General features: G+C 70.0%; 14 protein-coding genes. 10 read left to right on the forward strand and 4 right to left on the reverse strand.

Annotated features, from left to right (window positions below; genetic code table 11):
• Positions 1-197: 197 nt before the first annotated feature.
• Complete coding sequence (locus QCZ28_RS08495) at positions 198-1,403, forward strand: serine hydrolase (protein ID WP_279516059.1); 1,206 nt, start codon at positions 198-200, stop codon at positions 1,401-1,403.
• A 255-nt stretch (positions 1,404-1,658) separates the two neighbouring features.
• Complete coding sequence (locus QCZ28_RS08500; protein ID WP_279516060.1) at positions 1,659-3,929, forward strand: glycoside hydrolase family 44 protein; 2,271 nt, start codon at positions 1,659-1,661, stop codon at positions 3,927-3,929.
• Between the two features lie 111 nt (positions 3,930-4,040).
• Here the strand turns inward: QCZ28_RS08500 and QCZ28_RS08505 are convergent, their stop codons facing one another.
• From QCZ28_RS08505 to QCZ28_RS08515, 3 genes are all read right to left on the reverse strand, one after another.
• A complete protein-coding gene (locus tag QCZ28_RS08505) occupies positions 4,041-4,256 on the reverse strand; it encodes a hypothetical protein (protein ID WP_279516061.1) in 216 nt (71 codons plus the stop codon).
• A 135-nt stretch (positions 4,257-4,391) separates the two neighbouring features.
• Positions 4,392-4,994, reverse strand: a complete 603-nt coding sequence (locus QCZ28_RS08510) for a response regulator transcription factor (protein ID WP_279516062.1) — start codon at positions 4,992-4,994, stop codon at positions 4,392-4,394.
• Positions 4,991-6,133: a histidine kinase gene (locus tag QCZ28_RS08515; protein ID WP_279516063.1), complete on the reverse strand. Its 1,143-nt coding sequence runs from the start codon at positions 6,131-6,133 to the stop codon at positions 4,991-4,993. Before QCZ28_RS08515 ends, QCZ28_RS08510 begins: the two co-directional genes overlap by 4 nt.
• Positions 6,134-6,240: 107 nt before the next feature.
• On the opposite strand from QCZ28_RS08515, the gene QCZ28_RS08520 reads away from it, so the two are divergent.
• The 4 genes from QCZ28_RS08520 (at position 6,241) to QCZ28_RS08535 (ending at position 9,659) form a co-directional block, all read left to right on the forward strand.
• Complete coding sequence (locus QCZ28_RS08520) at positions 6,241-7,122, forward strand: ABC transporter ATP-binding protein (protein ID WP_279516064.1); 882 nt, start codon at positions 6,241-6,243, stop codon at positions 7,120-7,122.
• Positions 7,123-7,149: 27 nt separating this feature from the next.
• A complete protein-coding gene (locus QCZ28_RS08525) occupies positions 7,150-7,869 on the forward strand; it encodes an ABC transporter permease (protein WP_210864585.1) in 720 nt (239 codons plus the stop codon).
• Positions 7,866-8,546, forward strand: coding sequence for a GPP34 family phosphoprotein (locus QCZ28_RS08530; RefSeq protein ID WP_279516065.1), 681 nt, complete (start codon positions 7,866-7,868; stop codon positions 8,544-8,546). The genes QCZ28_RS08525 and QCZ28_RS08530 overlap by 4 nt, the downstream gene beginning before the upstream one ends.
• 69 nt (positions 8,547-8,615) lie before the next feature.
• Entirely contained in the window at positions 8,616-9,659 is a 1,044-nt protein-coding gene (locus QCZ28_RS08535; RefSeq protein ID WP_279516066.1) for a PHB depolymerase family esterase, read from the forward strand.
• A gap of 15 nt (positions 9,660-9,674) precedes the next feature.
• Here the strand turns inward: QCZ28_RS08535 and QCZ28_RS08540 are convergent, their stop codons facing one another.
• Positions 9,675-10,196 (reverse strand): MarR family winged helix-turn-helix transcriptional regulator, encoded by a 522-nt coding sequence (locus tag QCZ28_RS08540; RefSeq protein WP_279516067.1) that lies wholly within the window; start codon positions 10,194-10,196, stop codon positions 9,675-9,677.
• Positions 10,197-10,323: 127 nt separating this feature from the next.
• On the opposite strand from QCZ28_RS08540, the gene QCZ28_RS08545 reads away from it, so the two are divergent.
• The 4 genes from QCZ28_RS08545 (at position 10,324) to QCZ28_RS08560 (ending at position 14,228) form a co-directional block, all read left to right on the forward strand.
• Positions 10,324-11,295 (forward strand): aldo/keto reductase, encoded by a 972-nt coding sequence (locus tag QCZ28_RS08545; RefSeq protein WP_279516068.1) that lies wholly within the window; start codon positions 10,324-10,326, stop codon positions 11,293-11,295.
• A gap of 47 nt (positions 11,296-11,342) precedes the next feature.
• Positions 11,343-12,449: a Gfo/Idh/MocA family oxidoreductase gene (locus QCZ28_RS08550; protein WP_279516069.1), complete on the forward strand. Its 1,107-nt coding sequence runs from the start codon at positions 11,343-11,345 to the stop codon at positions 12,447-12,449.
• 136 nt (positions 12,450-12,585) lie between these two features.
• A complete protein-coding gene (locus QCZ28_RS08555) occupies positions 12,586-13,482 on the forward strand; it encodes an ABC transporter ATP-binding protein (protein WP_279516070.1) in 897 nt (298 codons plus the stop codon).
• Positions 13,479-14,228, forward strand: coding sequence for an ABC transporter permease (locus QCZ28_RS08560; protein ID WP_279516071.1), 750 nt, complete (start codon positions 13,479-13,481; stop codon positions 14,226-14,228). Before QCZ28_RS08555 ends, QCZ28_RS08560 begins: the two co-directional genes overlap by 4 nt.
• The last annotated feature ends 6 nt before the right edge of the window (positions 14,229-14,234 follow it).

Below are 14,234 nucleotides of genomic sequence, written 5' to 3' on the forward strand. Positions count from 1 at the left end.
TCTGTTCACATCCGTTTCGACGTAATGGCCGAAACATCGCTGACACGTCCGTCCCCACTGGCCCTCGGAGCCGCGCGAAACGGCACAAGGCGATAGAAGCAGTGCCGTCCGGGCCAAGGCCGGGAATACCCGCCCTCCCGGGACCACTTTCTGCAACCGGGCCACGCCCGCACCATTGGCGATTACGGTCCTTTGACGTGACCATCATTTGCATTGTCGCGGTGGCGCTCAGTCTGACCACGCCCGCCGTGGTGCCCGCATCACCGGCGCGATTGGCCGCGCCGTACGTGCCCTGCCCGGCCGTGAAGCCGCCGGTTGCCCCACCGCCCGCACCGTCTCCGCCGCCGGTCGGTCCCGCCGACCTGGCCGTGGGCGGTGAGTCGCTGGCCACGGCCGGACTGTCCATTCCGGCCGGTGCGCCGAAGGCCCCGGCGGTGACCGCCACCTCGTGGCTGGTGGCCGACCTCGACAGTGGCGCGGTGCTGGGTGGGTGCGGACCGCACGAACGCCGCACGCCGGCCAGCGTGCAGAAAACGCTGCTCGCCGCGGCCCTGATGCCTCACCTCGACCCGACGCAGGTGGTCGAGGTGACCCGGGCGGATCTGCACGATCTCGATCCGGCCAGTTCGGTGATGGGGGTGGTGCCGGGCGGCCGGTACTCGATCAGGAGCCTGTGGCTGGGGCTTCTCCTGAAGTCGGGAAACGACGCCGCCAACGTGCTGGCCCGTGTCGGCGGTGGCACCACCGGCCGGCCGGGCGGCGTGCAGGCGATGAACGACGAGGCCCACCGGCTGGGCGCGAACCAGACCCACGCGGCGACACCGTCCGGCCTGGACGGTCCCGGCCAGTACACCAGCGCATACGACCTGGCGTTGATCGCGCGGGCCACCTACGCCCGCGAGGACTTCCGGCGGTACGTCGCCACCCGGGTGGCGGAGATACCGGCCGGTCCGGGACGGCCCGGCCTCTCCCTCACCCACGACAACACGTTGCTGGACCGCTACCCGGGGACGCTCGGCGGAAAGACGGGCTTCACCGACCTGGCCCGGCAGACGTACGTGGGGGTGGCCGAACGCAACGGACGACGGCTCGCCGTGACCCTGCTCGGCGCGGAGACCGCACCGCTGGGCAGCCTGGGCGAGGCGGCGGCGCTGCTGAACTGGGGCTTCGCGCTCTCCCCCGACGCGTCGGTCGGCCGCCTGGTCGGCCCGGACGAGAAGAAGCCTGACCGTCCGGTCTCCCAGGTGAAGGCCGACCAGCACGATCCGGCGCGGACCGGACGGTCGATGTCGTGGATGGCCATCCTCGGCCCCGGCGCCGGCGGTCTCCTGGCCGTCCTGCTCCTGGCGGGTTCCGTGCGGCGAAGGGCGGCGCGGGCGGCAGCCAAGCCGTCATCGGGATGAGAGGGCACCCGCGACGCGTCGCCGATCACAGATTCCGCGCTGCAGTTCGGTCAGCCGCGGACCGCGACCATGTCACTGGCAGTGGTGCTGGACCGGGCGCGCACCAGCGGACCCGGCCGAGGGGCCGCTCACCCGAGCGTAAATCGCTCGCCTCGAGATGATCCACAATCAGCCTTCGGCGTTGACTAGGAGTCAGGAGAGCGCAATCCTGTGGAAGCGCTCCCATCGTTGGGCTTCTATTCGAAAGGAAGGCTCGTGCGTCCCACCACCGCTCTACTCCCGGTCGTGCTCGCCACAGCCCTCGGCGGTCTGGTGTTGCCGGAGCCCGCCCTGGCGGTAGCCGGTCCGGCGCTGGCCGTCGACACCACCACCGCCCGGCACCAGATCAGCCCGTACATCTACGGCATGAACTTCGCCGACGAGGCGCTCGCCCGCGACCTGCGGCTGCCGGTGCACCGCTACGGCGGCAACGCCACCACCCGCTACAACTTCCGTGCCGACACCACCAACCGCGCGGCGGACTGGTACTTCGAGAACATCCCCAACGACAACCCGACTCCGGAAGATCTCCCGGCAGGCTCGGAGACCGACCGGTTCGTGCAGCAGAACAAGGCCACCGGCGCCGCCACCGTCATGACAATGCCGATGCTCGGTTGGATCGCCAAGGACCGGTCGCGGGCCTGTGGCTTCAGCGTCGCCAAGTACGGCCCGCAGGAGTCCACCGACCAGTGGGCGCCGGACTGCGGCAACGGCAAGAAGCCGGACGGGTCATTGGTCACCGGCAACGATCCGGAGGACACCAGCGTCCCCGCCGGCCCGGAGTACGCCACCGACTTCGTCAACCACCTCAAGGGGCAGTTCGGCGCCGCCGCCGACGGCGGGGTCCAGTTCTACAACCTGGACAATGAGCCGGACCTGTGGCATTCCACCCACCGCGACGTCCGCCCGACCGGACTGGGCTACGACGAGCTACGCGACCGCACCTACGAGTACGCCGCCGCGATCAAGGCTGCCGACCCCGGCGCGAAGACACTCGGTCCCGTCGGCTGGGGTCTGAACTCGATCTTCTACTCGGGCCTCGATCAGGACACCTGCTCACGCACCGGCTGCTGGTCGAACCCCCCGGACAAGGCCGCGCACGGTGGCCAGGACCTCGGCCCGTGGTATCTGGACCGGATGCGCGAGTACGAGCAGCAGCACGGCACCCGCATCCTCGACTACTTCGACGTCCATCTCTACCCGCAGCAGTCCGGCGTGCTCGGCGACGCGGCCGGCGACGCCAACACCCAGGCACTGCGACTGCGGTCGACCCGCCAGCTCTGGGACCCGACCTACGTGGACGAGAGCTGGATCAACCAGCCGGTCCGGTACATCCCGCGCCTGCGCGAGCTGGTCGACCAGCACTACCCGGGCACGAAGATCGCGATGACCGAATACAACTGGGGCGGCTACGGTTCACTCAACGGCGCGCTCGCCCAGGCCGACGTACTCGGCATCTTCGGCCGCGAAGGACTCGACCTGGCGACCCTCTGGACCGCACCGACGGCCGACCAGCCGGTGACCAACGCCTTCCGCATCTACCGAAACTACGACGGCTCCGGCGGCGCGTTCGGCGAGACCTCCGTCCAGGCCACCAGCGCCGACCAGGGCAAACTAGCCGTGTACGCCGCCGAGCGGAGCGCCGACAAGGCACTCACGGTGGTCGTCGTCAACAAGACCGGCGACGACCTGACCAGCTCGGTCGCCCTCAGCGGCGCCTCCGCCAGCACCGCCCAGGTCTACCGCTACAGCGGGGCGAACCTCGCCGGTGTCGTCCGGGAGGCTGACCTTCCGGTGACCGCCGGTGGCCTCACGACCACCTTCCCGGCAAACTCGATCACCCACCTGGTGCTGCCGCGCGGCACCACCCCCGGCGACACCCGGGCGCCGACCGTCCCGGGCAAGCCGACCGCCGGCACGATCACCAGCGACAGCATCGCGCTGGCCTGGGCGCCGTCCACCGACGACACCGCCGTCACCGGGTACGACGTGCACCGGGTCGACGCCACCGGCACCGTGAAGGTGGGCACCGCCACCGGCACCACGTACACAGTGACGGGGTTGACGCCGGACACCCCGTACACCTTCGTGGTGACCGCCCGCGACGCGGCGGGCAACGTCTCGGCGGCCTCGCCCGGCCTGACCGTGCGCACCGCGACCACCACCCCGACCGGCAGTTGCGCGGTCGCCTACGCGGCGAACAGTTGGCCGGGCGGCTTCACCGCGACCGTGACGATCAAGAACACCGGCACCGCCGCGATCGACGGATGGAAACTCGCATTTGACTTCCCCACCGCCGGCCAGAAGGTCGGCCAAGGCTGGTCGGCCACCTGGAAACAGAACGGAACGGGCGTCACCGCGGACAGCATGAGTTGGAACGGCAGACTCGCCCCCGGCGCGTCCACCAGCACCGGCTTCAACGGCACGTGGAGCGGCACCAATCCGGCGCCCACCGCCTTCACCCTCAACGGCCAACGCTGCGGGTGACCTGAGAGACCCCTCCTCCGTCCCACACCGGCAGGCGGATGAGGCCGGAGGGGTCCGGGCCGCAGCGGCATCCCGGACCCCTCCACCTGGCGTACGGCTTCTGCTGAGTGGTCAGGTCGGCGGCGCCTCGGGCCGCCGACGAACGATGCCCATCGTGATCCCTGCGACCTTGTCCATGCGTTCCGGGTATAGGTTCGGTGGATGGACATCGTCGCCGCGTGTCGGGCCTTCGTCGCCGGCCGGTTGCTCGGCGGCATCGACGGGGCCGCAAGCGGCGACTGACACCACTGCCGCCGCGGCCACCAGACGGTGTGTCGCACGAATCATGATCGCTCCTTGTCGGTGCCGTGAGTCCGACGCGGGCGCGCCGGTCGGACAGGACTCGACAGTGGCAGGGATCCGGCATGCGGTCGAAGACGGAAACGGCGGTGTCCATGCTGGTCTGACATGGTCACCCGTCGGTCACAGCCAGTCGTGTTGGCGGGCGTAGCGGGCCGCTTCGTGGCGGGTCCGGGTCTGGGTCTTGCGCATCGCGTTGGAGAGGTAGTTGCGGACGGTGCCCGGGGCGAGGTGGAGCCGGACGGCGATGTCGGCGACCGAGTAACCCTCGCCGGTGACCCGCAGGACATCGGCCTCACGGTCGGTGAGGGGGTTGTCCTCGGTGACGGCAAGCGCGGACACGTCCGGGTCGATCCAGCGTTTGCCCGCGTGCAGGGTGGCGATGACCGAGGAGATGTGCGCCGGCTCGGCGGATTTGCTGACGAAGCCCTGCACGCCGAGTTTCAGCGCCTTGCGCAGCACGCCGGGGCGGGCGTGCCGGGTCAGCATCAGGACGACCTGCTCCGGGCGCGTACGGCGGATCTCGGCGACCGCGCCGAGACCGTCCACGCCCGGCATCTCCAGGTCGATGACCAGCACGTCGGGCTCGTGCCGCAGGGTGGCCTCGACCGCCGTCTCGCCGTCGGACGCCTCGGCGAGAACGGTGACGTCGCCCTCCATCGGCAGCAGCGCGGCCAGAGCGGTGCGCAGCAGCGCCTCGTCGTCGGCGAGCACGATTGTGGTCATCGGCCGTCACCCCGCTCCGTGTCGGCACGCGCGGCGGGGAACGTCGCCGCCGTCCGGAAGGTCCCCTGCTGCTGTTGCACGGTCAGCTCGCCTCCGTCGCCCGCCACCCGTTGCCGCAGCGCCGCCAGCCCGCGCAGCTCCGGGGGCGCGGTGGCGCTCACCCCGTCGTTGACGATGGTGATGCCCGACTCGGAGAGGGTGATCTGCACCTGTCTGGCCTGCGCGTGCCGCAGGATGTTCGTGGTCGTTTCCCGCAGCACCTGGCCGAGCAGTTCGCTGGCCCGGGTGTCGACCTCGGCCTCCCGGGTCACCCGGACCCGGATGCCGGCGGCCTCGAACAGGTTCTTCGCGTTCTCGATCTCCGCGGTGAGGTTGAGCCGTCGTTGTGCGTAGGCGAGTTCCTTGGTCTGCGCGATGGTGTCGCTGACCAGCGCGTACGTCTCCCGCAGCTCCTGCTCCACCCGGGCGGTGTCCCGCAGCAGCAGTCGCTGGGCGAGGGCGATCTTCAGCTTGACCACGTGCAGGGTGTGGCCCTGGATGTCGTGCAGGTCGCTGGCGAACCGCACGCGCTCCCGGACGACGGCCAGCTCCGCCTCACGTTCCCGGGTCTGTTCGAGCTCGCGGATGAGGTCGAAGAACCGCTCGCCCACGATGGTGAAGACCGTCACGAGAATGGTCAGGACGGTCGGGATGAGAACGTAGGTGACCAGGACGTGGCCGATGTCGTCCCGCTGCACCAGCAACCGCGCCGCGCCGACCACCGCGACATAGCCGAACAGCGCGGCCAGCACCAGCTTCCGGTGCCGTCGCACCTCGCGCATGGCGAGGGAGGCCACCGCGCAGAACCCCCAGTAGGCGTTGGGGCTGCCGCTCACCAGAACTCCCAGTGGCCACACCGTCGCGGCCACGACCAGGCAGGGCAGCACGACCCGGGCGAGGTCGTTGGCCGTCCACCGTTCGAAGGCCACCAGGGCGGCCGCGGCCCCCGGCGCGAGGATGATCAGGTGCCACCAGGTACGCGTGTCGGTGTAGACCAGGACCACCGCGGCGAACACCACCGGCGGCAGTGACGTGGCGAGATTGAGCCGGCGCAGCCTTCCCTGCGTCGACTCGGTGAAGCGCGGTGAGCTGGCGGTCACCAGACCAGTATCGGGCAGCCGGACGCCACGACCAGTGACACCACGTCACATGCGGTGATGACACGGCGCCACTGACGGGACGGCCCCGCCCGCGCTGTCATTGGTGCATGTCCACCACACCCGTCATCGAAGTCGAACGGCTGAACCTCACCTACGGTGACTTCCACGCTGTGAAGGATCTTTCTTTCGAGGTACGACCCGGAGAGCTCTACGCACTGCTGGGCACCAACGGAGCCGGGAAGACCTCGACCCTGGAAGTCGTCGAGGGTCACCGGAGGCCAACCTCGGGCACGGTACGCGTCTTCGGGCACCGCCCCGACGACCGGCAGGCGACACGTCCCCGAATGGGCGTCATGCTCCAGGAGAGCGGTTTCTCCCCGGATCTCACCGTCCGTGAGTCAGTCGGCCTGATCGGCCGGCTCACCCGGCGTACCGACGACGTCGACCGGGTGATCGACCTGGTCGACCTCACCGACCGGGCCGGACGCAAGGTCGCGCAGCTGTCCGGCGGGGAGAAGCGGCGGCTGGACTTCGCCACCGCGGTCTACGGCACCCCGGAGCTGATCTTCCTGGACGAGCCGACCACCGGCCTCGACATCCAGTCCCGCGACGCCGTCTGGGCGACGGTGGACCGGCTCCGGGAGAACGGCTCGACCATCGTGCTCACCACGCACTACCTGGAGGAGGCGCAACAGCGCGCCGACCGGATCGGGCTCATGCACCAGGGCGTCCTCCATCGCGAGGGCACCGTCTCCGAGCTGACCCGCACCCTCCCCGGCGTGATCCGCTTCTCCCTCGCCGCACCGGTGCCGCCGCTACCGCTGCAGGCCGACGTGGACGCCGACGGGAAGGTCACCGTCGAGTCCTTCGAGCTGCAGAAGGACCTGCACCTGCTGCTCGGCTGGGCGCAGGCCCACGCCGTGGAACTGCGCGACCTGGCGGCCGGGCCGACCCGGCTCGACGACGTCTTCCGCGCCATCAGCAACTGATCCGCGCATCCCGAAGGAGCCTCACCCGTGTTGTCCATCGCGTCCAGCGAACTGATCCAGATCTTCCGCAACCGACTGATACTGATCACCAGCCTCATCATCCCGGTCGCGGTCAGCGCGTTCTTCGTGCGTCAGCACGAGACGTACGCCGCCCTCGGGAGCCTCGGCTACATCGCCGCGATCGTGACGTTCACCGTGGCCGCGTTCGGCCTCTACGCCACCGCCGTCACCACCCTGGCCTCCCGGCGGCAGAACCTCTTCCTCAAGCGGCTGCGCTCCACCGCCGAGAGCGACCCCGGCATCCTCGCCGGACTGCTGCTGCCCGTACTCGTCATCGCGGCGGTGCAGGTGGCCGCGATCCTCACCGCCCTGGCCGTGGTCGCCGGTGGACCGTCGAACGTCGCCCTGCTGGTGGTGGCGATCCTCGCGACCCTGGCCATGCTGATCGGCCTGGCGCTGGCCACGGCCGGGTTGACGAACTCCCCTGAACACGCCCAGGTCACCACCCTCCCCGTTACCCTCGGGGTGATCGCCGTGACCACGTGGGTGGGTATCTCCGGCACCGAGAACCTCGCCTGGCTCAAGCGGCTGCTGCCCGGCGGCGCGGCCACCGAACTCATCATGAACGCCTGGAACGGCGGCGTCGCCGTCACCGACTCCCTGCTCCTGCTCGCGCCCACGCTCGGCTGGGTCGTCATCGCCGTCAACCTCGCCACCCGACTCTTCCGCTGGGAGCCCCGCCGATGAGCACCGACCCCCGCTCGGACACCCCGACCCTCGTCGAAGACCTCCTGCTGCTCCTGTTCCAACCCGCATCCGGGACCATCGCCGGCGAGAACACCCTCTTCTACGTCCTCGGCGGAGCCGTCCTCGCCGACCTCGCCCTCGGCGAGCACGTGACCACGACGGACCGGGGGCGGGTCAGCGGCGTGCCGGGTCACCCACCGTCGGACAGCCTCCTGCGCCCGGCCTACGACTACCTCGCCGAGAAACCCCGAGGGGTGCAGACAGCACTGGCCGCGATCGGTCCCGTCCTGCGCGAGCCGGTCCTGCGACGGCTCGTCGCACGCGGCGACATCGACCAGGAGCCCCGCAAGGTGCTCGGCCTGTTCCGGACGACGGCCCTGCGCGACGGCCGGACCGAACGACGGGCCCGCCTGCTCGCCGAGGTTCGGCAGGTTCTCGTGGACGGTGCGCAGCCGCAAGCCCGGGTCGCCGCGCTCACGGCGCTGCTCTCGGCGAGCGGGACGCTCCCGCAGTTCCACCGCGAGATCCCGTGGACCGCACCGGTGATCAACCGAGCCAAGGAACTCGAACAGGGCGACTGGGGCGCCGACGCCGCGGCGGCAGCCGTGACCCGCACCGTGACGGCCACCGTCGTCAACAGCGCCATCGTGGCCATTTCCGTGCTTCCTCGGAGCTGAGGCCCTGTTGCAAAGGAACTGGCCAAGGCATCCGTCTGACGTGGATCCCGTACCGAAAAGGAGGCCCGCGTGACCGCGCCGCCGCACCCGCCGCGTCGTCCACGACGACGATGGCTCCGGATCGTTTCCGGCATCTTCGTCACCGTCGTGGCCGCCGCCAGCCTCGGCGTCGCCGGTCTTCAACTCGGCGCGCCCTGGCAGATGGACGAGGGCGACCGCAACCACGTCTACAACGGCGACGCCGGGTCGCAGCGTTACCAGGTCCACGTTCCGCCCCAACAGGACGGGAAAGCCAGGTTGCCGGTCGTCATGGCGATCCACGGCTGCGCAATGACCGGCTACGGGTGGAACTCCATGAAGTCCACGACGCAGTTCAACCGCCTGGCTGACCGGGAGGGCTTCATCGTCGTCTACCCCACGCAACTGATCTCCCGCAACGTCATCGCCTGCTGGAACTCCGCCGACCCACGGGACCAGCAGCGGCACGCCGGCGAACCCGCCTTGCTCGCCGGTGTCGCCCGCCAGGTGGTCGAGGAGTACGACGCGGATCCCGCGCGGGTGCACGTCGCCGGGGCCTCGTCGGGCGCGGGGACCGCCGTCATCCTCGCCGCCACCCACCCCGACGTCTTCGCCACGGTGACCTCGGTGGCCGGTGGGGAGTACGGGCTCAACCAGGTCGACCCGGACGACCCGGATTCGACGTCGCCGCTGGACACGGCACGTCAGGCCTGGGCCCAGATGGGTGAGCGGGCCCGACGGGTGCCGTTGCTGATCATTCAGGGCGAGCGGGACGAGGTCGTGCCACCCCTGGTCGCCACCCGCCTCGTCGCCCACTGGACCGCGGTGGGCGATCTCGTCGACGATGGGCTGGCCAACGGCAGCCTCGACGCGACCGAGGAGACCGTGTCCGTGCCAGCCGCCGACCGTCGGCACGCGTACACGCATTCGACGACCACGGCACCGGACGGTTCGTCGGTCGTTGAGGCGTACCGCGTCCAGGGCATGGGGCACGCGTGGCCGGGACCGGACGGCGACGGCCGCTACACCGATCACGCCGGCCCCGACGCCAGCGCGATCGTGTGGGAGTTCGCCGAGCGCCACCCGATGCGTTGAGCCCCGACCCCACGGTTACGGCGCGGCCGCCTCGGACGATGCCGCGGGGCGGTTGATGGCGGCCTCGACCGCGGTGCCGATGCGCGTCAACGTCGCCAACTCGTGGGGTTCGAGGTGGTCGATCAGGTATTCCCGAACCGCCGCGACGTGCCCCGGCGCCGCGGCCACGACCGCCTCGTAGCCGACCTCGGTGAGCACGGCGTTGGTGCGCCGGCCAGCGCCGGGGACCCGGGCCCGGGCGAGCAGCCCACGTTTCTCCAACCTTTCGACGACGTGTGACAGGCGGGACAGCGACGCCGCAGTACGAGCGGCGAGGCGGCTCATCTGCATCGTGCGCTCCGGTTCCTCGGAGAGAACCGAGAGAACCATGTACTCGAAGAAGGTCAGCTGAGACTCGCGTTGCATCCGTGCGTCCAGGGCAGCCGGCAGGCTGATCATGATCGCCGAGTTGGCCAGCCATGCCGCCCGCTCGTCGTCGCTCAACCACCGGGATCCGGCAACGGAGCCGCTGGGCCTTTCCGCCCCCTTCTTGGTCATGGGGATCACGATACAAGCGATTTGTTGACGCTTCAAGTTTGAGGGTGTACAACTTGAAGCGTCAAGTTCAGTCGGACGTGTCTCCCTGGAGGCGCGAACAGCCACCGACCCAGGGAAGGACCGCTTGATGCACACCACATCGCTGGGAGGCCTCGAGGTCTCCCGCATCGGCCTGGGAGCCATGGGAATGTCGGCCTTCTACACCGGTGCCGGCCACGACGAAGCCGGCTCGATCCGCACCATCCAGCGCGCTCTGGACCTCGGCGTCACACATCTGGACACCGCCGAGGCGTACGGGCCGTACGTCAACGAGGAACTGCTGGGTCGCGCCATCAGGGGCCGCCGGGACGAGGTCGTCCTGGCCACGAAGTTCGGTCTCGTCTCCCACACCGGTAGACCGGGTCCGGACAGCACCGCTGCCACCATCCGCGCCGCCGTGGACGGGTCGCTGCGGCGGCTCGGAACCGACCACATCGACCTCTACTACCAGCACCGGGTCGACCGCGAGACGCCCATCGAGGAGACGGTGGGAGCGTTGCGCGACCTTGTCACCGCGGGCAAAGTGCGCCACATCGGCCTGTCCGAGGCGTCCGCGACGACGATCCGACGGGCCCACGCGGTCCACCCGGTAGCCGCCGTCCAGACGGAATACTCGCTGTGGACCCGCGACCCCGAGACGGAGGTGCTGCCCACTCTGCGGGAACTCGGCATCGGCCTGGTGCCCTACTCGCCGCTCGGGCACGGCTTCCTCACCGGCGACATCCGCTCGCTCGACGGCCTGGACGCCGCCGACTGGCGGCGTACCAACCCCCGGTTCACTGGCGACAACCTCACCCGCAACCTGCGCATCGTCGACGAGGTCCGCGACGTCGCCGACGAGGTAGGGGCCACGCCGGCACAGATCGCCCTGGCCTGGCTGCTCGCTCAGGGTGAAGGGATCGCACCGATTCCGGGCACCAAGCGTGTCCACCGGCTGGAGGAGAACTGCGCCGCCGACAGCATCCGACTCACCGCCGGCCAGATCGCCCGGCTGAACAACCTGGCCCCGGCGTCCGGCGATCGCCACGCCGAGCCGGACATGGCCGCCATCGACGGGTGAGCAGCGCAGACGTACGCGGCGGCCGTGCCGCGGTCGCAGGTCAACGAATGGAGAGACAGATCATGAAGAGCAAGGTGATTCGGGTCGGCATCATCGGCGCGGACACGAAGGCCAGTTGGGCGGGGGCGGCACACATCCCCGCACTCGCGGCACAGCCACAGTTCGTCCTGGCGGCCGTGGCCACACGCCACGAGCAGAGTGCCCGCGAGGCAGCGGTGACTTTCGGCGCCGAGCGCTGGTACGCCGACCCGCTCGAACTCATCCACGATGCGTCGATCGATCTCGTCACCGTGGCGGTCAAGGTCCCGGCCCACCGCGACCTCGTGCTCCCAGCCCTCGCCGCGAACAAGGCCGTGTACGCCGAGTCGCCGCTGGGAGCGACAGTCGCGCAGACAGAGGAGATGGCCGAAGCCGCCAAATCGTTGTATACCGCGATCGGCCTCCAGGGCCGGCTCAACCCCTCGGTGCGCCGCGCGGCAGAGATCATCGAGGCGGGGCGACTCGGTCGGCTGCTGTCCGCGCGAGTCGCCGCGACGACCTTCGGGAACGGCCCCGAGTCGGTGAGCGCATACGAGTACTTCGACAAGGCCGCCGCGGGCGCCGGCTTCCTGACGATCGCGGCGGGCCACGTTCTGGACGTGGTCGAGGCTGTCCTCGGCGACGTCATAGAGGTGGACGCGCGCACGGAGACGCTGTGGCCGGAGGTGAAGCTGGTGGACACCGGCGCCGTCTCCGTCCGGGAGGTGCCCGACCACCTCGACGCCATCGTCAAGACCTCGTCGGGCGCCAGCGTGGGGGTGCAGATCCTGGCCGGCGTACCCCCGACGGACGCCACCTTCAGCCTGGAGGTCCGTGGGTCGGACGGCTGGCTGAGACTGACCGGCAACCACCCGGCGGGCGTTCAGGTCGGCGACCTCACGCTGTCGTCGAGCGTCGACTTCGCCGCGCCCGACCGCCCCGTCGCCACGGGCACCGGCCCGACCGCCGCCGATATCTGGAGCGGCGCGTCCATCAACGTGGGCGAGGTGTACGCCAGCCTGGCGCGCGACATCACCAACGGCACCCACCACACCCCGGGCTTCGAGCACGCCGCCCACAACAGTCGCCTGATCGCCAGAGTCGAGCGGGCCGCCCGAACCGGCTTACGCCAGTAGAGGTTCAAGCCCTGCTCGTCTAGGTGCTCTTTCACCAGCGGCTTAGTTGCCGGTAGTACCGCGGTACCACGGGGGGCGGAGAAGTGCCGACTGCGGTACCACGATCCTGGCGCTGCGCGCACCTAGCGTGGTGACCATGATTCAGGTACGCGAAGTAACCAAGCGATACGGCGCGAAGACGGTCGTCGACCACCTGTCGTTCACCGCGAAGCCCGGACAGGTCACCGGATTCCTCGGCCCCAACGGCGCCGGCAAGTCGACGACCATGCGGATGATTGTTGGCCTCGACTCGCCGACCTCGGGCGACGTGCTGGTCAACGGAAAGCCCTACAAATCGTCGAAGACACCGCTGCGCGAGATCGGCGTTCTGCTCGAAGCCAGGGCCGTGCACCCTGGCCGTACGGCGGTCAGCCACCTTCTCGCCATGGCTCGCACGAACGGCATTCCGCGCTCCCGCGTCGACGAGGTGCTCGGCCAGGCCGGTCTCTCGGCCGTCGCCCACAAGCGGGTCGGCGCGTTCTCCCTCGGGATGGGCCAGCGGCTCGGCATCGCCGCCGCCCTACTCGGCGACCCGGCCGTGGTGATGCTCGACGAGCCGGTCAACGGTCTCGACCCCGAGGGGGTCCTCTGGGTACGTAACCTGCTCACCGGCCTGGCCGCCGAGGGCCGCACCGTGATGCTGTCCTCGCACCTGATGAGCGAGGTGTCGCTGATCGCGGACCACCTGGTCATCATCGGCCGGGGCAGACTGCTGGCCGACACCACCGTGACCGATTTCGTGACCGCCGACGGCATCCGGGTCGTCACTCCCGCCCCCGACGCGCTGCGCACGACGATTGCCGGCCCGGGCATCACGGTCACCTCGACCGGCGCCGAGGAACTGCTCGTCGCCGGCGTCTCCGCCCGCCAGATCGGGCTGGCCGCGGCCGCCCGCGGCATTCCCCTGTTCGAACTCACCCCGCAGAACGCCTCGCTCGAAGAGGCGTTCATGGACCTGACCCGCGACGCTGTCGAATACGAGGCCGCCCGATGAAGATCACCCCTGGCGGCGTCATTGCCGCCGAATGGACCAAGTTCTCCTCGCTGCGTTCCACCTGGATCACGACCGGCATCTCCGTCTTCCTCCTGATCGCCTTCGGCATGATCGCCTCAGCTTCCTTCGCGGGCGACAACATGAGCTCGGTGGGCCTGGTCCTGTCCGGCAGCGCCCTTGCCGCCCTGTCCGTCGGCGTGCTCGGCGCGCTGCTGGGCGCGAGCGAATACACCACCGGCATGATCCGGGCGACTCTCGCCGCGGTGCCGCGCCGGTTGCCGGTGCTGTGGTCAAAGAGCCTCGTGGTTGGCTCGGCCGCCTTCGTCACGATGACCGCTGGCGCCTTCGCCGCTTTCGCAGCAGGGTCGGCCGTACTCAACGACAATGTCGACGCCTTGGGCCTCGCTGACGACGGTGTGCTGCGGGCCTTGCTCGGCGCCGGCCTCTATCTCGGCCTGGTCGCGGTGCTCGGCGTCGCGCTCGGCATGCTCATCCGCTCCAGCGCCGGCGCCATCGCGATCCTGGCCGGTCTGCTGCTGATCGTGCCCGGTCTGGCCCCGCTGCTGCCGGACTCGATCGCCGAGGCCATCACCCCGTACCTGCCCAGCATCGCCGGCAGCGCCGTGATGGCGCTGACGCCCGAGGACGGCACCCTGGCCCCATGGTCCGGCCTCGCGGTCTTCGCCGGGTACGTGGTCGTGACGCTCGCCGCCGCCGCCTATCGGCTCAAGAAGACCGACGCGTAAGGGAGA

It is taken from the genome of Micromonospora sp. DH14 (genome assembly GCF_029809455.1).
Lineage (GTDB): Bacteria > Actinomycetota > Actinomycetes > Mycobacteriales > Micromonosporaceae > Micromonospora > Micromonospora parva.

Coding starts and splice junctions, on each gene's coding strand:
- QCZ28_RS08505 (WP_279516061.1), bottom strand. CDS start 4,256: ATGATTCGTGCGACACACCGTCTGGTGGCCGCGGCGGCAGTGGTGTCA.
- QCZ28_RS08510 (WP_279516062.1), bottom strand. CDS start 4,994: ATGACCACAATCGTGCTCGCCGACGACGAGGCGCTGCTGCGCACCGCT.
- QCZ28_RS08520 (WP_279516064.1), top strand. CDS start 6,241: ATGTCCACCACACCCGTCATCGAAGTCGAACGGCTGAACCTCACCTAC.
- QCZ28_RS08530 (WP_279516065.1), top strand. CDS start 7,866: ATGAGCACCGACCCCCGCTCGGACACCCCGACCCTCGTCGAAGACCTC.
- QCZ28_RS08540 (WP_279516067.1), bottom strand. CDS start 10,196: ATGACCAAGAAGGGGGCGGAAAGGCCCAGCGGCTCCGTTGCCGGATCC.
- QCZ28_RS08545 (WP_279516068.1), top strand. CDS start 10,324: ATGCACACCACATCGCTGGGAGGCCTCGAGGTCTCCCGCATCGGCCTG.
- QCZ28_RS08550 (WP_279516069.1), top strand. CDS start 11,343: ATGGAGAGACAGATCATGAAGAGCAAGGTGATTCGGGTCGGCATCATC.
- QCZ28_RS08555 (WP_279516070.1), top strand. CDS start 12,586: ATGATTCAGGTACGCGAAGTAACCAAGCGATACGGCGCGAAGACGGTC.
- QCZ28_RS08560 (WP_279516071.1), top strand. CDS start 13,479: ATGAAGATCACCCCTGGCGGCGTCATTGCCGCCGAATGGACCAAGTTC.